The sequence below is a fragment of the Nocardia implantans genome, from assembly GCF_035544775.1.
Lineage (GTDB): Bacteria > Actinomycetota > Actinomycetes > Mycobacteriales > Mycobacteriaceae > Nocardia > Nocardia implantans.
The window spans coordinates 1-19,997 of record NZ_JAYKYQ010000023.1; the positions used below are offsets into that span (position 1 = coordinate 1).

Annotated in this window: 16 protein-coding genes; 10 read left to right on the top strand and 6 right to left on the bottom strand. The window is 69.6% G+C overall.

The genetic code is table 11. The features are described 5' to 3' along the window. Window positions 1-170: 170 nt before the first annotated feature. A complete protein-coding gene (locus U3653_RS32755; protein ID WP_195082608.1) occupies window positions 171-458 on the bottom strand; it encodes a 4a-hydroxytetrahydrobiopterin dehydratase in 288 nt (95 codons plus the stop codon). 52 nt (window positions 459-510) lie between these two features. Next, a complete protein-coding gene (locus tag U3653_RS32760; RefSeq protein ID WP_085994939.1) occupies window positions 511-687 on the bottom strand; it encodes a hypothetical protein in 177 nt (58 codons plus the stop codon). 230 nt (window positions 688-917) lie between these two features. On the opposite strand from U3653_RS32760, the gene typA reads away from it, so the two are divergent. The 6 genes from typA to U3653_RS32790 all read left to right on the top strand — a co-directional run bounded on the left by typA (window position 918) and on the right by U3653_RS32790 (window position 8,607). Then, window positions 918-2,816 carry a translational GTPase TypA gene (gene typA / locus U3653_RS32765; RefSeq protein WP_195082609.1) on the top strand — a complete coding sequence of 633 codons (1,899 nt, stop codon included), beginning with the start codon at window positions 918-920 and terminating at the stop codon, window positions 2,814-2,816. A gap of 895 nt (window positions 2,817-3,711) precedes the next feature. Beyond that, entirely contained in the window at window positions 3,712-5,439 is a 1,728-nt protein-coding gene (locus U3653_RS32770) for an ABC transporter family substrate-binding protein (protein ID WP_323124755.1), read from the top strand. Then, window positions 5,436-6,320 carry an N-acetyl-1-D-myo-inositol-2-amino-2-deoxy-alpha-D-glucopyranoside deacetylase gene (gene mshB / locus U3653_RS32775; protein WP_195082611.1) on the top strand — a complete coding sequence of 295 codons (885 nt, stop codon included), beginning with the start codon at window positions 5,436-5,438 and terminating at the stop codon, window positions 6,318-6,320. The genes U3653_RS32770 and mshB overlap by 4 nt, the downstream gene beginning before the upstream one ends. Before the next feature lie 188 nt (window positions 6,321-6,508). Then, a complete protein-coding gene (locus U3653_RS32780) occupies window positions 6,509-7,978 on the top strand; it encodes an amino acid permease (protein WP_195082612.1) in 1,470 nt (489 codons plus the stop codon). A 36-nt stretch (window positions 7,979-8,014) separates the two neighbouring features. After that, complete coding sequence (locus tag U3653_RS32785) at window positions 8,015-8,173, top strand: hypothetical protein (protein WP_169332723.1); 159 nt, start codon at window positions 8,015-8,017, stop codon at window positions 8,171-8,173. Beyond that, window positions 8,170-8,607 carry a hypothetical protein gene (locus tag U3653_RS32790; protein ID WP_323124754.1) on the top strand — a complete coding sequence of 146 codons (438 nt, stop codon included), beginning with the start codon at window positions 8,170-8,172 and terminating at the stop codon, window positions 8,605-8,607. Before U3653_RS32785 ends, U3653_RS32790 begins: the two co-directional genes overlap by 4 nt. Before the next feature lies 1 nt (window position 8,608). On the opposite strand, the gene U3653_RS32795 is transcribed toward U3653_RS32790, so the two are convergent. The 3 genes from U3653_RS32795 to U3653_RS32805 form a co-directional block, all read right to left on the bottom strand. Further along, a complete protein-coding gene (locus U3653_RS32795; RefSeq protein WP_435406615.1) occupies window positions 8,609-10,441 on the bottom strand; it encodes an APC family permease in 1,833 nt (610 codons plus the stop codon). Between the two features lie 62 nt (window positions 10,442-10,503). Further along, window positions 10,504-12,099, bottom strand: coding sequence for a PH domain-containing protein (locus U3653_RS32800; RefSeq protein WP_195082614.1), 1,596 nt, complete (start codon window positions 12,097-12,099; stop codon window positions 10,504-10,506). Further along, complete coding sequence (locus U3653_RS32805) at window positions 12,096-12,593, bottom strand: PH domain-containing protein (RefSeq protein ID WP_195082615.1); 498 nt, start codon at window positions 12,591-12,593, stop codon at window positions 12,096-12,098. Before U3653_RS32805 ends, U3653_RS32800 begins: the two co-directional genes overlap by 4 nt. A 377-nt stretch (window positions 12,594-12,970) precedes the next feature. On the opposite strand from U3653_RS32805, the gene U3653_RS32810 reads away from it, so the two are divergent. The 4 genes from U3653_RS32810 (at window position 12,971) to pruA (ending at window position 19,067) form a co-directional block, all read left to right on the top strand. Continuing rightward, entirely contained in the window at window positions 12,971-15,586 is a 2,616-nt protein-coding gene (locus tag U3653_RS32810; protein WP_195082616.1) for a bifunctional FO biosynthesis protein CofGH, read from the top strand. Between the two features lie 284 nt (window positions 15,587-15,870). After that, window positions 15,871-16,194: a ferredoxin gene (fdxA, locus tag U3653_RS32815; RefSeq protein ID WP_014987978.1), complete on the top strand. Its 324-nt coding sequence runs from the start codon at window positions 15,871-15,873 to the stop codon at window positions 16,192-16,194. Between the two features lie 8 nt (window positions 16,195-16,202). Next, complete coding sequence (dapC, locus tag U3653_RS32820; RefSeq protein ID WP_195082664.1) at window positions 16,203-17,312, top strand: succinyldiaminopimelate transaminase; 1,110 nt, start codon at window positions 16,203-16,205, stop codon at window positions 17,310-17,312. A 120-nt stretch (window positions 17,313-17,432) separates the two neighbouring features. Beyond that, window positions 17,433-19,067 (top strand): L-glutamate gamma-semialdehyde dehydrogenase, encoded by a 1,635-nt coding sequence (gene pruA / locus U3653_RS32825; protein ID WP_195082617.1) that lies wholly within the window; start codon window positions 17,433-17,435, stop codon window positions 19,065-19,067. Here the strand turns inward: pruA and U3653_RS32830 are convergent, their stop codons facing one another. Then, on the bottom strand, window positions 19,068-19,931 hold the full coding sequence (locus U3653_RS32830) for an oxygenase MpaB family protein (RefSeq protein ID WP_195082618.1): 864 nt from the start codon (window positions 19,929-19,931) through the stop codon (window positions 19,068-19,070). It lies immediately after the preceding gene. Between the last annotated feature and the right edge of the window lie 66 nt (window positions 19,932-19,997).

A 19,997-nucleotide genomic window follows, 5' to 3' on the forward strand; every position in this document is an offset into this window, starting at 1 on the left:
CCAGCCACACGCAACCACAGGTTTCGAGCGACGATAGACCTAGAATCCGCCGTTCGCGGCCCGGCTCGCGTCCGAGTGACCGCCGTGTCCGCGACGAAGGAGCAAGCGGCGGTCACTCGGACGCGAGCCACAAGGGGCCGCGAACACGCAGCGCCGCAGGCGCTGCAAATTCAACACAGCCGATCTATTTCGTGTGCCAGCGCGACGTCCAAGGCGGTGAGGCCGCCCGCGGAGTGGGTGGACAAGCTGAAGGTGACCTTGCGCCAGCGGATATCGATGTCGGGATGATGGTTGGCCTCCTCCGCGACTTCGGCGACCCGGCGCACCAGCTCGATGCCCGCGGGGAAGGTGGCCGCTTCGACGGTGCGGATCAGGGTGTCCCCTGATCTGGACCACTCCGGCAATTCGGTGAGCGCTTCGGCGATTTCGGTATCGGAGAGCAGTGTCTGCTGCGCCATAACACTCCTTACTACTCGCCTCGGGCCGCCCCGGAAAGGGTGGCGGCGGGGGTCAGGCAGCGCGCGCCTGCTTGAGTGCCTTCTTCAGATCCTTGCCGGTCACACCGGCCGCTTCGCACTTCTTCATCCGCATGATGACCACGGGGCACTTCAGGCAGCGCGTCTTCTTCCGACAGCACTTCTTCTTCGGTTTCAGGCTCGAAACCTTCTTGGCTTTGACCTTGCCCACGGCGGTTAGCATACCCTTAGTACAAAGGCTGAAACGGTGCCACGAGTGGACTGCCGGTAGGGTGTAGTTCGCCGCGATGCCTGGTGAGTTTCGATTCTCCCCTGTTCTGCAGGGAGCCCGGCGCGTGCGTCAGGCCCCGGAGGCGGCAGCCTGCGTAACCACGGAGAGTCCGTGCGCGCCGGACACCGAGCACCGTCGGCTCCAACACCGAACAGCAGGAGGATTCAGGCGTGTCGTCTGCACGCGATTTTCGCAACGTCGCCATCGTGGCCCACGTCGACCACGGCAAGACGACCCTGGTCGACGCCATGCTGCGCCAGTCGGGCGCCTTCGCCGAGCGGGCCGAGCCCGTCGATCGCGTGATGGACTCCGGCGACCTGGAACGCGAGAAGGGCATCACCATTCTCGCCAAGAACACGGCGGTGCACCGGCACCACCCGGACGGATCGGTCACCGTGATCAACGTCATCGACACCCCCGGCCACGCCGACTTCGGTGGCGAGGTCGAGCGCGGGCTGTCCATGGTGGACGGCGTGGTGCTGCTGGTGGACGCGTCCGAGGGGCCGCTGCCGCAGACCCGGTTCGTGCTGCGCAAGGCGCTGGCCGCGTCGCTGCCGGTGATCCTGGTCGTGAACAAGACCGACCGTCCCGACGCCCGCATCGAGGAAGTCGTCGAGGAGAGCCACGACCTGCTGCTCGACCTGGCCTCCGATCTGGACGACGCCGCCGCCGAGGCCGCCGAACTCGCGCTGGATCTTCCGGTGCTGTACGCCTCCGGGCGCGAAGGCAAGGCGTCCAAGGAGCGTCCGGACAACGGCAACGCTCCGGACGCGGAGAACCTGGACGCGCTGTTCGACGTGCTGCTCGAGCACATCCCCGCGCCGAAGGGCGATCCGTCCGCGCCGCTGCAGGCGCACGTCACCAACCTCGACGCCTCGGCGTTCCTCGGCCGCCTCGCGCTGGTGCGCATCCACAACGGCGAACTGCGCAAGGGGCAGAACGTCGCGTGGATGCACGCCGACGGCGTGAAGCAGGTGAAGATCACCGAACTGCTGCAGACCGTCGGCGTGGAGCGCAAGCCGGGTGAGCTGGCCGTCGCGGGCGACATCGTCGCCATCGCGGGCATCCCGGAGATCATGATCGGCGATACGCTCGCCGATATCGACAACCCGGTCGCCTTGCCGCGCATCACCGTCGACGAGCCCGCCATCTCGGTCACCATCGGCACCAACACCTCGCCGCTGGTCGGCCGGGTGCAGGGGCACAAGCTGACCGCCCGCATGGTGAAGGCGCGCCTGGACCAGGAACTGGTCGGCAACGTGTCGCTGCGCGTGCTGGACATCGGGCGCCCCGACGCCTGGGAGGTGCAGGGCCGCGGCGAGCTGGCGCTGGCCATCCTGGTGGAGACCATGCGCCGCGAGGGCTTCGAGCTGACCGTGGGCAAGCCGCAGGTGGTCACCAAGCAGGTCGACGGCAAGGTGCACGAGCCGTACGAGGAGCTGACCATCGACTGCCCGGAGGAGTACCTCGGCGCGATCACCCAGTTGCTGGCCGCGCGCAAGGGCAAGATGGTGCAGATGAGCAACCACGCCGCGGGCTGGGTGCGGATGGAGTTCATCGTTCCCTCGCGTGGCCTGATCGGCTTCCGCACCGACTTCCTCACCGAGACCCGAGGCACCGGCATCGCCAACGCCGTGTCGCACGGTTACGCGCCGTGGGCGGGCGAGATCCGGGCCAGGCACACCGGCTCGCTGGTTTCCGACCGGGCGGGCACGGTGACGCCGTTCGCCATGATCCAGCTCGCCGACCGCGGCCAGTTCTTCGTCGAGCCGGGCGCGGACACCTACGAGGGGCACGTCGTCGGCGTCAACCCGCGCGCGGAGGACCTGGACATCAACGTCACCCGCGAGAAGAAGCTGACCAACATGCGCAGCTCCACCGCCGACGTGATCGAGACCCTGGCCAAGCCGTTGCAGCTGGATCTCGAAGGCGCCATGGAGTTCTGCGCCGCCGACGAGTGCGTCGAGGTCACCCCGGAGGTGGTGCGGGTGCGCAAGGTGATCCTCGCGCAGAACGAGCGCGCACGGGAACTGTCGCGGCGCAAGGCACGCGACCGCGCCGCGCTGTAATCGCTTTCGCCGCAGGGTATTCGGTGTCGCGGCGAGTGGCACCGAATACCGGGCGGAACCGCAGGTCGCGGCCGTGCGCGCCCGTGGTGAGCCGCGGGCTTGCTTTCGATTCGTGCGCATCCGGATGCCGCCGGAATACATCGCGATCAGGAGGCGTCGCGGTGGCGATCGGAAGAATTACGTTGCCGTGATGTGTTGCGGTGAAGCGGGGTGCGGCGTCATCGAAAAGTTCCGGTTGCTCTGTGCATATTTTTGATCAGTTCGGTGTTCCGATGCGGAATCGGCGCCTGCGCACGAATTGGTTCCCGGATACGCTCGACCGGTCGGAAATATTCTGGAATTCTTTACCGCGGCTTGCATTGATGTCTTGCGCGGTTCGATCGAGATAAAAGGGTGGGCGCTTTGCTTATCGCGCCTCGTTCGTCCCGGGTAGTCTCCGCCGCGAGCTTTCTCCGCCGACGGACGACTAGCTGTGGTCGGACCAGGTAGAAGGCGTGGTCGTCCGCCGTACCCGCCGGATGGTGTGCCGGCGAATCGCGGTCGCCTTGTGTTCAGCGTGTCGGCGTGACTGTTCACTTCCAGCTCGAAGTCCATATCGCTCGACGTCGCACGAACGAGCCCGATGCGTATCGAATTGCCGAACCGCTTGCGCACCGGCACGGCCTGCTATTGCATCGGCAAGGTATGCCCGGAATTTGCCGGGGTTCCGGACGGTACGGACGATCCATGCCGACCCCGTGGCGCTGTTGTGTTTCCGCTCCGCGATATCCGCGCGACCGCGTTGTTTCCCTGCCCGGCACAGGAATCTGGGAACGGACTCGAGCGTGCGGTAGAGTTCCCGAGCGTGAAAGTGGGCGCAGGAAAACGCGCAGCGTGGCGCACGTTGTTGCCGGCCGTGGCAGTGCTGACGTTGATCAGCAGCTGTGCGGCGAATCCGCCGCCGCCCATCGAGAGCACCGACAGCCCGAAGACCACCCCGGTCAAACCCGCGGAGACGACCGTGGTCGTCGCGTTGGACACCATCGGCACCGCGTTCAACCCCCACCTGCGCTCGGACCAGTCCGCCGCGACCTCGGCGATCGCGTCGCTGGTGCTGCCGAGCCCGTTCCGGCCGGTGCTCGATCCGGCCCGGCCGGGGGCGACGGCCTGGGTGCCGGATTCGTCGTTGCTGGTCTCCGCCGAAGTCACCGCGCAGGAACCGTTCACGATCACCTACAAGCTGCGCAACGAAGCGTCCTGGTCGGACGGTGCGCCGATCGCGGCCGAGGACTTCCGCTACCTGTGGCAGGAGATGATCTCCGAGCCCGGGGTCGTCGACCCGGCGGGCTACCGGATGATCTCGGACGTCAATTCCTCTGCGGGCGGCAAGACGGTCACCGTCGTGATGACGCAGCCCTACCCGGGCTGGCGCGAGCTGTTCACCGATCTGCTGCCGTCGCATCTGCTCAAGGACGCCCCCGGCGGGTTCGCCAGGGGAATGAACGGTCAGGTCAACGGCGTCCGAGTGTCCGGAGGGCCGTTCGGCATCCGCTCGGCGGATCCCGGCCGCGACGAGATGCTGCTGGAACGCAACGACCGCTTCTGGGGCACACCGGCGATGCCGGGTCAGATCCTGCTGCGCCGCGGCGGCACGCCCGCGCAGCTGGCGGGCTCGCTGCGCACCGGCGACGTGCAGATGGCGCTGGTGCACGGGGGCGTGGCGACCCAGGCGCAACTGGGGGCGATCCCGTCGGTGCGGACCGCGATCATGCCGCAGTCCCGGGTGCTGCACATGGCGCTCAACGGGCGCAAGGGCGATCTGAGCGACCCCAGGGTCCGCTCGGGTGTGCTCGCCCTGCTGGATCCGGCCCTGCTGGCCACGGTCGGCGCGCAGACCGGCAATTGGGTGGAACCCGCTCGCGCGCAGGTGCTCGCCCCGTCCGATCCCGGATATGCCCCGACCGCTCCGCCGCGGCCGTCGGCGGAGGAGGCGTTCGCGCTGCTCGCCGCCGCGGGGTACGGCCGGGCGCCCGAGCCGCCGCCCGTCGCATCCCCGACCTCGCCCGCCCCGCAGCCGCGCACCGTCGGCAAGGACGGCAAGCCGCTGACCATCCGCATCGGCGCGGTCGATCGGGACGCCACCGCGCTGGCCGTGGCCAATACCGCCGCCGACCAGTTGCGCAGCGCGGGCATCGACGCGACGGTGCGCAGCGTCCCCGCCGACGAGCTGTACGGCAAGGAATTGCTGGAGGGCACGGTCGACGCGATCGTCGGCTGGGAGGTGGCCGGTTCCGATCCGGCGACCGTGCTGGCGTCCCGATACGGATGCCCGCCGCCCGCGCTGCCCGGCGTCACCGGCCCGGCGCAGGCCATCGCCGAGGCGGCGCAGCGAGCGCCGAGCAACCTGTCCGGCGTATGCGATCCGACCCTGCAACCCGCGATCGATGACGCGCTGCGGGGCGGCGACGTGGGACGGGTGCTCGCCGAAGCGGAGCCCAAGCTGTGGGCCATGGCGACGGTGCTGCCGATCGTGCAGGACAACGCCGTCGCCGCGTCCGGTCCCCGGCTGGACGGCGCCTCGCTCAGCGGCGCGATCCAGGTCGGCATCTTCGGCGACGCGTCCATGTGGCGCAGGATCCCGTGACCGCGGCGACCGGTGGGCTGCTGCTGGTCCACGCCCACCCGGACGACGAGTCCATCACCACCGGCGGCACGATCGCGCACTACCGCCGTCGCGGGGTGCCGGTCACGGTGGTGACCTGCACCCTCGGTGAGGAGGGCGAGGTGATCGGCGACGAGTGGGCGCTGCTCGTCGCGGACCACGCCGACCAGCTCGGCGGGTATCGCGTTCTCGAACTGACCCGCGCACTGGCTGCGCTGGACGCCGGGCCGCCGCAGTTCCTCGGAGGCGCGGGACGCTGGCGCGACTCCGGGATGGCGGGCACGCCCGCCGCGAACAAGCCACGCACGTTCGCGCGCTCCGGCGACGAGGCGGTACGGGCGCTCACGGACGTGGTGCTTCGCCTGCGACCCCGCGTGGTGGTCGGCTACGACCCGAACGGCGGCTACGGCCACCCGGACCACATCCGGGCGCACGAGATCACCGCGGCCGCGGTGCACGCCGCCGCAGGCGAGGGCTGGGACGTCCCGAAGTACTACTGGACGGTCACCGACGCCGACATGCTGCGTCTGCACACCGCCGCGCTGGCCAGGCGCACGGCCGCAGGCCTGCCGGGCGCGTTGCCGCCCGGATGGCGGCTGCCGGCCGAAGGGGAACTCGCGAGCGTGCCCAGCGACGCGGTGACCACCACGATCGACGTTTCCGAGGTGCTGGCGGCCAAGCGCTCCGCGCTGCGGGCGCACGCCACCCAGATCACCCTCGCGCCGTCGGGCCGGGAATTCGCCCTGTCGAACAACGTCGCTCAGCCGGTGCTTCCGGAGGAGCATTTCATTCTGGTGCGGGGCCGGCGCGGTCCGCTCGGGCCGGACGGGCGGGAGCACGATCTGTTCGCCGGACTCGAGTGACGAAATCAAGCGGTGCCGACGCGGGCGCCGTGCACGATTTCGGACATTTCACATAATTCGCCCGTCTGTTCCGGAACTTGTCCGGGCAGCGTGGTCCTGTACCCCCAGGGCTGGCAGTGGGCCGCATCGAAACGGCGGGTACCGTTCGGCGTGATCTCGCGACATCGAAACGGAGGATCCGTCGGTTCATGACAGCGCCCGGCGACAACGCCCACCTCGGCATCGAGGACCACGGGTACCACAAGAGTCTGAAGCCGCGGCAACTGCAGATGATCGCGATCGGCGGCGCCATCGGCACCGGCCTGTTCCTCGGCGCCGGTGGCAGACTGGCCAGTGCCGGACCGGGATTGTTCCTGGTCTACGGCGTGTGCGGGTTCTTCGCGTTCCTCATCCTGCGCGCGCTCGGCGAACTGGTTCTGCACCGGCCGTCGTCCGGGTCGTTCGTGTCCTACGCGCGCGAGTTCTTCGGTGAGAAGGCGGCGTTCGTCGCAGGCTGGATGTACTTCCTGAACTGGTCGATGACCGGCATCGCCGACACCACCGCGATCGCGCAGTACTTCCACTACTGGTCGGGGTTCTCCGCCGTTCCGCAGTGGCTGCTGGCGCTGGCCGCGCTGGTCATCGTGCTCGGCATCAACCTGGTGTCGGTGAAGTGGTTCGGTGAGATGGAGTTCTGGGCCGCGCTGGTGAAGGTGTTCGCGCTCAGCGCGTTCCTGATCGTCGGCACGATCTTCCTGCTCGGCCGCTTCACCGTGCAGGGCGCCGCGACCGGGCCCAGCGTCGTCACCGATCACGGCGGCCTGTTCCCGACCGGCGTCATGCCGTTGGTCGTGGTGGTGTCCGGTGTCGTGTTCGCCTACGCCGCCGTGGAACTGGTCGGCACCGCCGCGGGTGAGACGGAGCGCCCGGAGAAGATCATGCCCCGGGCGATCAATTCGGTGATCCTGCGGATCGCCGTCTTCTACGTCGGCTCGCTGATTCTGCTCGGGCTGTTGCTGCCCTACACGCACTACACCGCCGACGAGAGTCCGTTCGTCACCTTCTTCACCATGCTCGGCGTCCCCGGCATCGGCAGCGTGATGAATCTGGTGGTGCTGACCGCGGCGTTCTCCAGCCTGAACGCCGGTCTGTACTCGACCGGCCGCATCCTGCGCTCGATGTCGATGAACGGCAGCGCCCCGGGATTCACCGGGGTGATGGGCGGCAACGGCGTTCCCTATGGCGGCATCCTGCTCACCAGCCTGATCGCGCTGGTCGGCATCGCGCTCAACGGCCTCGTCCCGGATCAGGCGTTCGAGATCGTGCTCAACATGGCCTCGCTCGGCATCGTCGCCTCTTGGGCCACCATCGTGTTGTGCCAGTTGCAGTTGTGGCGCTGGTCGGTGCGCGGACGCGTCCAGCGGCCCGCGTTCCGCATGTTCGGCGCGCCGTACACCGGTCTGCTCACGCTGGTGTTCCTGTTCTTCGTCGTCGTGCTGACCGGTTTCGACTATCCGGTGGGGACCTGGACGGTCGCGACCATCGCCCTGATCGTCCCCGCGCTGATCGTCGGCTGGTTCGCCGCGCGTAAGCGGGTGCTGGCCATCGCCGCGGAGCGTGGCGGCTCCACCGGCGAATCCTGCGTGGTCGCCGCCGTGCCTGCCGACCAGGAGAATTGATCATGCGCCCGGTCGAGCCGGAATAGACTCGGCAGTATGTACAACTGGGAGGTCCAGAACGCGATCGCGGCGTTCGTCGACAGCATGCGGCCGCACTGGCAGGAGCAGCACGACCTGTATATGACGGTGCTGTACGCGTTCGCCGACATGCAGAGTCACCTGTTGACCCTCCTCGGCTACCCGCCGGTGCCGTGACGACCACGGTCGACGACCCCGCAGGCGATCGCGCTTCCGTGGCATCCGGCGCCACCCGACTCACCGTCGGCTTGCTCGGCCCGCTGATCCTCGTCGTACTGATCGTGGATGCCCTGCTCACTTTGGCGCTCGAGGTGCTGTATCTGCCGACCTATCTGGGCTCGGTCGCGTTCCCGGTCTCCGCCGTGCTGGCCGGAGTGGTGAACGTCCTGCTCGTCATGGGCGCGCGATCGGTCACGCGGCGTCCCGCGCTGCTCGGCCTTCCGGTCGTCGCCTGGGCATTCGGCTTCCTGGTGTGCGCCAGCGCCGGACCGGGCGGTGACGTTCTGCTCGGCAGTGATTGGCGGACGGCGCTGTTGCTGTTCGCCGGGCTGTTGCCGCCGCTGGCCTATCTCTATATCCAGGCGAACGCGCGCGTCTTCGGCCGAAGCTGACTCACGCGAGCCGGACCGCCAGGGTCGCGATCACGGCTTCGGTGCGAACGCGCAACGCGGCGGTGAGCACCGGTCCGCGCGGATTGTGCAGCGGCCGTTGCCACCAGTGCCTGGCTTCGACGTGCGCGAGCAGCACGGTGACGCCGAGCCCGGCGTCGGTCTGCTTGCGGACGTAGCCGACGAGGGTGGCCACCAGGCTGCGATGCGGGCACGGGAGCACCGCGAGCGGCACGCCCGGGTCCCACTGTTTCCACTGGGCGCTGAGCCGTTTGGTCGTGGCGGGATCGATGTCGGCGGCCACCGCGACGATCTCCCCCCGCATGCGCAAGGCGGCTTCCACGGCGCGATAGGTCACCTCGCTCATGGTGACCACCGGGACGACGACCAGTTCCTTCGCCTCCGGCGCGGGTCGCGGCTTCGGCGGGATCTCGCGCAGCCGCAGCTGGCCGGCGACCTCGCCGTAGTAGTTCTCGATCCGGAAGAAGAGGGTCACCAGCGCGGGAACGATGAGCAGCAGCAGCCACGCGCCCTCGGTGAACTTCTCCGCCAGCAGCACGACGCCCGCGACGGCGGTTAGCGTCGCGCCGAATCCGTTCAGCAGCGCGCGCGGCAACCACCCGCGCTCACGTGCGCGCCACCAGTGCAGCACCAGGCCGCTCTGGCTGATGGTGAACCCGATGAAGACGCCGATCGCGAAAACCGGTAGCAGCCGGTGGGTTTCGGCGTCGACCGCGAGCAGCACCAGCCCCGCGAGCAAGGCAAGGGCGCTGACACCGTATCGGAAGACCGGACGTTCGGACCGCAGCGCGAACAGCGACGGCGCCCTTCGGTCCTCGGCCAGCAGTGCGAGCAGGACCGGAAGCCCGCCGAAACTGGTGTTCGCCGCGAGCAACAGCACGGCGGTGACCGCCAGGTTGGCGAGGTAGAACAGCCAGCCGGTGCCGAACGCCCCTGCCGCCAGCTGGGCCAGGATGGTCACGTCCGGGCGCGGCGTCACGTGGTGCGCGCGGATCAGCACGGCCAGCCCGAGCAGCATCGCGCCGAGCAGGATGCCCAGCGCCACCTCGGTGTGCTGCGCGCGGCGCACGGCGGGGGTGCGGAATGCGGGCACGGCGTTGGCGATCGCCTCCACACCGGTCAGCGATGAGCATCCCGCCGCGAAGGCTTTGAGCAGCAGGACGATTCCGAGCGCCTCGACCGGCTCGATCGGGCCGGGGTCGCCGCCGATCAGCGCGACCGGCTCCGGCCGCAGCAGTCCTACGACGATGACGCCGCCGATGAGGAGGACGAACAGGATCGCGGGCCCCATCAGCACCCGCGCCGATTCCGCCACCCCGATCAGGTTGATCACGGTCAGCGCCGCGAGCCCGATCAGCGTCATCGGCAGCAGTTCGTCGGCCAGGGCGGGGAACGCGCTGGCCAAGCTGGCCGCGCCCGCGGCGAGGCTGACCGCGACGGTCAGCACGTAGTCCACGACCAGGCTCGCGGCCGCGAGCAGGGCGGCGGGCCTGCCGAGCTGTTTCTTGGCGACCGCGTACGCGCCGCCGCCGTCCGGGTGCACCGCGATCACCTGCCGGTAGGAGAGCACCAGCACCAGCAACAGCGCGGCGATCGCGCAGGCCACCGGTAGCGTCCAGGAGACGGCCGCCGCTCCCGCCGCCATCAGCACCAGCACGATCGCCTCCGGCCCGTAGGCCACGCTGGACAACGCGTCCAGCGAGAGCGCGGCGAGCCCGCCCACCGCGGTCAGCCGGAACTTGTCCGCCCGCTGCATCTGCCGGAGCCTGCGGTCGGCGATCCGTGGCTCCGCATGGTGCGGCTCGGTCTTGGTCACCACGGCGTCCATTGAACTCTGCCGTCGATCGGCAACCGATCAGCGACACTTGCCGGGTGGCTTCAGCGCGCGCCGGACAGTCCCGGTGTGACGGCTTCGACGAGTTCCCACGCGCGGTCGGCGGGAAGGTCGACCACCGCGTAGCGTTTCTTGCCCGCGGCGGTGGCCGCGATGACGGTGGCGACTCCTGCGCGGCGTTGGAAGAAGGTCTGGCGCACGGTCCAGCCGATCACGCCGGGGGCCTCCAGGCAGTCGCGGTCGCGGTCGAGCGATCCGGCCCGCGTGATCAGCCAGGCGGGGTTGTCGGTGGTGCGGGGCAGCACCGCGTGCCCGAGGCCGCGGTAACGATCCTCGGCGAGGGCGAGCGCGAGCGGCAGCGCCAAGCCGGGCAGCAGCCACCACCACGGCGAATAGTGCTGCCCCGCAAGCGAGATGACGGCCGGCGCGGCGGCGATGAGCACGACCGGCGCGAGTGCGCGGGTATGTCTGCGTCGCCGGGCGGCCGCGCCGTGCGCGATCAGCGGGGCGCTGCCGGGCGCAGGGACGGTGTGCGCGTCCGCCGCGCCGGCACCGGTGGGCAGCGCGTCCGTACGGACGGGAATGTCGTTGTCGCGCAATTGTTCCGGGGCGAGCAGATGGCCGAGGGTGTGCTCAACGGCGCCGCGCGGGGACTGCGGAAGGATCCGCTGCCGGGGGTTCTCGCCGGTCATGATCGCCTCGAGCTCGGCGCCGCCCGCCAAGCGCAGCAGCAGCGGCTCGGACACCGTCGCTCCGCGCAACCGGGCCCGGTCGAGGGTGATCTGGCGGGTGGTGAACAAGCCGTGGCGCAGCTGCAAGGTCTTGCCGTCGTCTCGGACGCGCAGTCCGAAATACGTGGACAGGTAGTGCGCGCACGCGGCAGCGCTGACCACGACGACGATGACGCCGAGCAGCGCGACCCCGGCGAGCGCGAGGACGAGCACGCCGCCGTCTTCCACGTCGTGCACCGCGTCGGACCGGAAGACGATCTCACCGAGCCCGTATTGCAGCGCGAAGCCGACGATCGGCGCGATGATCGCGAAGCCGGTCAGCGACAGCGGGGCGTAGCGCACCCACGCCGGACGCCAGTGCCCGATCTCGCGCGCCCGGGTGCGCGCTGCGGTGAAACCGCCGGATTCGTTGTGCTGCGGCTGTTTTCGGGCCTCCTCCGCAGCGCCGCGGTCCGCCGTATGGGCGAGCAGCGTGGCGCGCAACGGCGGGACGACGCGGGCGTCCAGCGCGTCGAGCTTGAACTTCTCACCCGAATCCGCCTGCTGGCCGGTACCGATCGCCAGCACCGCCAGCCCGAGGGCCCGGTGCAGCAGGTCGGCTTCGATGTCCACCGAGCGGATCCGCGACCGGGGCACCGACAGTTTCTTGCGTTCCAGCAGCCCGGTGCGCAGCTCGACGTGCGTCGGCCCGACCCGATACGTGGTGGTGAACCAGCGGGTCAGCGCGAACCCGACGATCAACGCGAGCGGGATGACGCTCCACACGTGGTTGCCGCTGCTGGTCCCGAGGATCACCGAACCGATCAGCACCGGGATGAACTTCACCACCTCGGTGATCGGGTGCACCAGCAGCATCCGCTTGTCCAGCCGCTGCCAGGGCTGCCCGGCGTCGGTCGCGTCGGCGCTCATGTCGCGTCTCCGCGGTGCTGGGCGGCGATCCGGGTCAGCCGCGTCACGGTGTGTTCGGCGACCGGCAGGTCCAGCGCGCTGATCTGCACCGCGCCTGCGGAGGACGCGGTGGTCACGGTGACCGTCGCCAGCCCGAGCAGGCGTTCGAGCGGTCCGCGTTCGGTGTCGACGGTCTGCACCCGCGAGATCGGCGCCACACGGCTTTCCTGGGTGAGCCAGCCGACCCGGGTGTACACGGCTTCGTCGGTGACCTCCCAGCGGTGCACCGCGTACCGCCACCACGGCGCGACACCGATGTTCAGCGCGGCGGGCACGAGCGCGACCAGGAAGAATCCGAGCTGCCACCCGCGATGCGCGGAGTCGAGCACCGCCCACACCAGCAGGGCCGCGAACGGGATCACCCACGCGATGGCGGCCTGCACGGTCCACAGGAGCTTCGCCTTCGGACTGGGGCGCCAGGCCGGATCGGCCATGATCGTGCGCGGCTGCGACATGCTGCCAATAGTTGCACGAAGACAGGGTCGCTGTCGCAGTCGACGATGGGCGGCTCATGCTGACACCGCCGCCCGCGCAGGTGGGTGGCCGGGTGCTTCCCCTTGCTGGACGACATCGACTGCGCGCCAACCCGATCGAGCATGACTCCGTCGTCGGTTCGCGGCGCGACAGGAGACCGCGTCGTCCGGGCGGGATCGACTCCCACCGTCGCGGACCGAGCGCGGGGCGGCGGCACGGAATAGCCTCGGCTACCGCGCAGTTGTCAACGCTCGACGGCGCTCCGCGTCCCCGCGTGGGCTCCGTGGCGAGCGGAGCCGTGGCCGGCCCGCTTCGCCGCAACCAGCACTGGAGGGAGACAGTTCCGGATGTGTAGCGCATGATCGAGGGCGTGACCGACCTACCGAACCCGAGCGTCCCATCCGCGCCGCCCAGTCCTTCGGCCATGCGCCGGGCGCTGCGCAGGGCCCGCGACGGTGTCACGTTGAACGTGGACGAGGCCGCCGTGCTGCTGCACGCCACCGGCGACGACCTGGCCGATCTCTGCCGCAGCGCCGCGCGGGTGCGCGACGCCGGGCTGGCCTCAGCCGGGCGTCCGAAGACGATCAGCTATTCCCGCAACGTCTTCATCCCGCTGACCCGGCTGTGCCGGGACAAGTGCCATTACTGCACCTTCGTGACGGTGCCCGGCAAGTTGCGCGCCGAGGGCAAAGGCATGTTCCTCGAGCCCGACGAGGTGCTCGACATCGCCCGCAAGGGCGCGGCACTGGGGTGCAAAGAGGCGCTGTTCACGCTGGGCGACCGGCCCGAGGACCGCTGGCCGGAGGCCGCGCAGTGGCTGGACGAGCGCGGATACGACTCCACGCTGGACTACCTGCGCGCCGTGTCGATCATGGTGCTGGAAGAGACCGGCCTGCTGCCGCACCTGAACCCGGGCGTGATGTCGTGGGAGGAGATCGCGCGGCTCAAGCCGGTGGCGCAGTCCATGGGCATGATGCTGGAGACCACCTCGTCGCGGCTGTTCACCGAGAAGGGCAACTGCCATTACGGCAGCCCCGACAAGGACCCGGCCGTGCGGCTGCGGGCCATCACCGACGCCGGACGGCTCTCGGTGCCCTACACCACCGGCATCCTGGTCGGCATCGGTGAGACGATGGCGGAGCGGGCCGAGTCGATCATGGCGATTCGCAAGCAGCACAAGGCTTTCGGGCACATCCAGGAAGTCATCGTGCAGAACTTCCGCGCCAAGGACGACACCGCCATGCGGGACGTGCCGGACGCGGGCCTGGAGGAATTCCTCGCCACCATCGCCGTCACCCGCATCCTGCTCGGGCCGGACGTGCCGGTGCAGGCGCCGCCCAACCTGGTCTCGCACGCCGAGTGCCGCGCGCTGATCGATGCGGGCATAGACGACTGGGGCGGCGTCTCGCCGGTGACGCCCGACCACGTGAACCCCGAGCGGCCGTGGCCGAACCTGGACACTCTGCGGGAGATCACGGAGGCGGCGGGCTATCAGTTGGTCGAGCGGACCTCCGCGCACCCGAAGTACGTGCGCGCGGGCAACCCGTGGGTCGATCCGCGAATCGGCGCGCACGTCGCCGCGCTCACCGACCCCGCCACAGGGCTGGCGAATCCGGACGCGATCCCGGTCGGCCTGCCTTGGCAGGAGCCGGACGAGTCCTGGGAGTCGGCCGGACGCGTCGACCTCAACACCGCCATCGACACCGAGGGCCGCAACACCGAGGCCCGCAGCGATGCCGCGCTCGGGCAGGACATCGTCGGCGCCTTCGGTGACTGGGACACCATTCGCGAACAGGCTCGCGACCTCGCCGTCGCCCCCGCGCAGCGGCTGGACTCCGACGTGCTCGCCGCGCTGCGCGCCGCCGAACGCGATCCGGCCGGGCTCAGCGACGCCGAGTACCTCGCGCTGGCCACGGCCGACGGCGCGGAACTGGACGCGGTCGCCGCGCTGGCCGATCAGCTGCGCCGCGACACCGTCGGCGACGATGTCACCTACGTGGTGAACCGGAACATCAACTTCACCAACATCTGCTACACCGGGTGCCGGTTCTGCGCGTTCGCCCAGCGCAAGGGCGACGCGGACGCGTTCACCCTGAGCACGGAAGAGGTCGCCGACCGGGCCTGGGAGGCGCATGTCGACGGCGCCACCGAAGTCTGCATGCAGGGCGGCATCGACCCCGACCTGCCGGTCACCGGGTACGCGGACCTGGTGCGGGCGGTCAAGCAGCGGGTGCCGTCGATGCATGTGCACGCGTTCAGCCCGATGGAGATCGTGAACGGCGCCTCGCGCGGCGGTCAGAGCGTGCGGGACTGGCTGGTCGCGCTGAAGGAGGCGGGGCTGGACACCATCCCCGGCACCGCCGCGGAGATCCTGGACGACGAGGTGCGCTGGGTGCTCACCAAGGGCAAACTGCCCACCTCGGCGTGGATCGACGTGATCACCACGGCGCACCGGGTCGGCATCCGGTCCAGTTCGACCATGATGTACGGCCACGTGGACAACCCGAAGCACTGGGTCGGGCACCTGCGGGTGCTGCGCGGCATCCAGGACGAGACCGGCGGTTTCACCGAATTCGTGCTGCTGCCGTTCGTGCATCAGAGCGCGCCGCTGTATCTGGCCGGCGCCGCGCGGCCGGGGCCGACCAACCGGGACAACCGCGCCGCGCACGCCCTGGCCAGGATCATGCTGCACGGCCGGATCCACAACATCCAGACCAGCTGGGTCAAGCTCGGCATCACCGGCACCCGGGTGATGCTCAACAGCGGAGCCAACGATCTGGGCGGCACGTTGATGGAGGAGACGATCTCCCGGATGGCGGGCTCGCAGCACGGCTCGGCCAAGACGGTCGCCGAGCTGGTGGAGATCGCCTCCGGCATCGGACGGCCGGCCCGAGAGCGGACGACGACCTATGGCGTCCCGAAGCACAGGGGATCGTCCGTCTCCCCGGGGCTGCAGGCGGTACTGGTCGACTGATACGCCGATCGCTTCGGGTTCCGGCGACAACAAGAGGTTCCAGCTCGAGGGTGCGGGCGGCCGGGACCGGCGCAATTCCGGCCCCGCCGCCGCGCGCTCCGGCGCTACCTCCCGCAACGTGGTCCCCGGCGCGCACGGCGGGTGGCGGAGTCCGAATCGTGCCTCGCGTCGGCGTGCGCCGGGCCCGAAGTTAGGGCAGGCTGACCAGTAGTAACGTGGGGTGCCGGGATAGGGTTTCGCCGGGCGGACTATCCCGCAGGCGAGGACAGACTAGGAGAGCGGCAGTGCCGTACATCATCGCTGAACCGTGCGTTGACGTGAAGGACAAGGCATGCATCGAGGAATGCCCCGTGGACTGCATCTACGAGGGCGGTCGCATGCTGTACATCCATCCCGACGAGTGCGTGGACTGTGGTGCATGTGAGCCGGTGTGCCCGGTGGAGGCGATCTTCTACGAAGACGACACCCCGGACCAGTGGAGCGGATACGTGAACGCCAACGTCGATTTCTTCGACGAGCTGGGCTCGCCCGGCGGCGCGACCAAGGTCGGCAAGGTCGACTACGACCCGCCGTTCATCAAGGAACTGCCCCCGATGGCGAGTGAGTGAGATCTGACGTGTCACCGCGTGGCCGGGTCAGCAGTCTGCTGCCCGATTTTCCCTGGGACACCATCGCTTCGGTGAAGGCTCGGGCGGCCGCCCACCCCGGCGGGATCGTCGATCTGTCCGTCGGCACTCCGGTCGACCCGGTCGACCCGCTGATCCGGACGGCGCTGAACTCCGTCGCCGCGGTCCCCGGTTACCCGACCACGCACGGCACCCCCGAGCTCCGCACGGCCGCGGTCGACGCGCTGAAGCGGCGCTACGGGATCACCGGACTGGAGCCCGCGTCCGTGCTGCCCGCGATCGGCACCAAAGAGCTGATCGCGGGGCTGCCCCGGCTGCTGGGACTCGGCGCGGGCGACTTGGTCGTCATCCCCGAGGTCGCCTATCCCACCTACGAGGTCGGCGCGCTGCTGGCGGGTGCGCAGGTGCTGCGCGCGGACGGACTCACCCGGCTCGGTCCGCAGACGCCCGCGCTGATCTACGTGAACTCGCCGTCCAATCCCACCGGCCGGGTGCTCGGCGTCGACCATCTGCGCAAGGTGGTCGCCTTCGCCAGGGAGCGCGATGTCATCGTCGCCTCCGACGAGTGCTACCTGGGCTTGACCTGGGAAGGGCGCGGCGTCTCCTTGCTCGACCCCGAGGTGTGCGACGGCGACCACACCAACCTGCTGGCCGTGCATTCGCTCTCCAAGACCTCCAATCTGGCCAGCTACCGCGCCGGATTCGTGACCGGCGACCCGGAGCTGATCGCGGAACTGCTCGAAGTGCGCAAGCACGCGGGCATGATGGTGCCGTTCCCGATCCAGGCCGCGATGACCGCCGCGCTCAGCGACGACGCGCACGAGGCGCGCCAGCGGGAGCGCTACCGCGCCCGCCGCGAAGTGTTGCGCACAGCGCTGGAGGCCGCGGGTTTCCGGATCGATCACTCCGAGGCGGGCCTGTATCTGTGGTCGACGCGCGGGGAGCCGTGCCGGACCACGCTGGAATGGCTCGCCGATCGAGGCATCCTCGCCGCTCCCGGCGACTTCTACGGCCCCGGCGCGAGCGAGCACGTGCGGATCGCGCTGACCGCGACCGACGAGCGGATCACGGCGGCGGCCGAACGGCTGGCCGCGGGCTGACGCCGGCATCGCCCGGCTCCGGCGAGCGCAGCAAACGCTCAGGCGGCTGGTCGCCGCACCACCTTGTGCAGCGGCGTGTCGGCGTCCGCGTCGGCTCTGTCCGGCGAGCTAGCCTGAGGTATGGACGCTGTCACGGTTGTCCCTACGCCCGCCAATGAACCGGTGCACTCCTACGCGCCCGGAAGTCCGGAACGGGAGCTACTGCTCGGCAAGCTCGCCGAGCTGTCCGCCGAGTCCGTCGACGTGCCGCTGGTGATCGGCGGCAAGCATCGGCCCGGTCTCGGCGAACGGCACGATATCGTCGCCCCGCACCGGCATCGGCACGTGCTGGGGACCTACACCCAGACGACGCATTCGGAAGCGCACGCGGCCATCGACGCCGCGACGGCCGCCGCCCCGGGCTGGCGAGCGCTGCCGTTCGAGGAGCGCGCCGCGGTGCTGCTGCGCGCCGCGGACCTGCTGGCCGGGCCGTGGCGGGAGACGATCGCGGCGGCCACCATGCTCGGGCAATCGAAATCCGCCCAGCAGGCCGAGATCGACGCGCCGTGTGAACTGGTCGACTTCTGGCGGTTCAACGTCGCGTTCGCGCGCGAGATCCTGGAGCAGCAGCCCCGCTCCAGCGCCGGGGTGTGGAACCGGATGGACTATCGGCCGCTGGAAGGATTCGTCTACGCCATCACGCCGTTCAACTTCACCGCCATCGCCGGGAATCTGCCGACCGCGCCGGCGCTGATGGGCAACACGGTGGTGTGGAAGCCCTCGCCGACGCAGACGTTGTCGGCCTTCCACACGATGCGGCTGCTGGAGGCGGCGGGCCTGCCGCCCGGCGTGATCAACATGGTCACCGGTGACGGGGCGCAACTGTCGGAGGTGGCCTTGGCCGATCCGCGGCTGGCCGGTATCCATTTCACCGGCTCCACCAAGACGTTCCAGTATCTCTGGCAGCAGGTCGGCGCGAATATCGGTCGCTATCACGGCTATCCGCGCCTGGTGGGGGAGACCGGAGGCAAGGACTTCATCGTCGCGCACTCCTCGGCAGACCCCGGCGCGCTGCGCACCGCTCTGATTCGCGGCGCCTACGAATACCAGGGCCAGAAATGCTCGGCGGCCTCGCGGGCCTACATCGCGCGGTCGGTCTGGCGCGCGATGGGCGATGAGTTCTTGCACGACGCCGACGGGCTCACCTACGGCGACGTGGCGGATCTGTCGAATTTCGGTGGGGCGCTGATCGATCGGCGCGCCTACGACAAGAACGTGGCGGCCGTCCGGCGCGCCGCCGACGCGGGCGTCGCCATCCCGGTCGGTGGAACCTACGACGACAGCGAAGGCTGGTTCGTGCGGCCGACGGTTTTCCTGACCGACAACCCGCGCGACGAATCGTTCGCCACCGAGTACTTCGGGCCGATCCTCTCGGTGTACGTCTACGACGACACCCAGCCCGGCGCCTACAGCGCGATACTCGCCGAAGTCGAGTCGGCGGCGCCCTACGCGCTGACCGGCGCGGTGTTCGCGCAGGACCGGTACGCGATCGAACAGGCCGACGCCGCATTGCGTTTCGCGGCGGGCAACTTCTACGTCAACGACAAGCCGACGGGCGCGGTGGTGGGGCAGCAGCCGTTCGGCGGAGCACGCGCCTCCGGCACCGACGACAAGGCGGGCTCGCCGTTGAACCTGCTGCGCTGGGTAGCGCCGCGGACGATCAAGGAGACGTTCGTGCCGCCCGTCGACTTCCGCTATCCGCACATGGACAGGTGATCAGACCAGCGGCTTTCCCTGTCGCAGGCGCCTGCGCAGGTCGAACAGATAGGCGTTGAGCGGGAACATGCGCGCCGCGCGCGGCAGCCGTCCGTGCACGGCTCCGATGACCCGCAACAGCCGGTCCAGCCGCCGCTGGTCGCGGTCGGTCCAGGTCATGCCCATCTCGTTGCGCAGGTGCTGCGGAAGCAGGCCGGTGACGACGAAACGCTGCAACCCGGCGAAGCCCACCTGCACCGGTCGCGGCATCATCTTCAGGTCGATCAGGCCGTTGAAGTATTCCCGCAGCTCCGGCTCGATGCCGCGCAGTTTCAGGTTCTCCTCCCAGTACCGCTGGAACTCGGCGCGATTCGCCGGCCACATCTCCGGCCGCATCTGGAGGGTAGTGCCCAGGCGCGCGGCGTAGGCGTAGAAGGCGTCGGCGGCCGCGTCGTCCATCGGGCCGTGCATCCGGGTGTAGAGGTCATCGATGCCCCAGTACAGGCACGCCGCGACCCACAGCTGGAGATTCGGGTCGAAGGCGTTGTACTTGACCGGGCTCGCGGCGGTGGAGCGCACCGACCGGTGCGACACGTTGACGGCCTCGCGGTAGGCGTCGCGTTCCTCGTCCGACCCGAGCAGCGCCACGGCGATGTAGGTCAGGGTGGTGCGCAGCCGCTTGATCGGATGCAGGGTGACCTTGCCGCTGTCGACGGTGCTCTCCAGGACGCCCCGGCCGACCGGGCGCAGGCTCAGCTGCATGATGACGTTGGCGGCGCCGCCGAGGAAGGCGGCGATGCCGTCGACGTACTGCGCGGCCGTCTCTGGGGTGAGGGTCTGGCTCGGATCCGGTTCCTGCTCGGCGGTGCGCAGCGGCGCGGTCATCGTCGACCTCGTCTTTCGTGTCCGCCCGATCCCAGCGGATCGGTCGATGAGAAGATTATGCCCTAA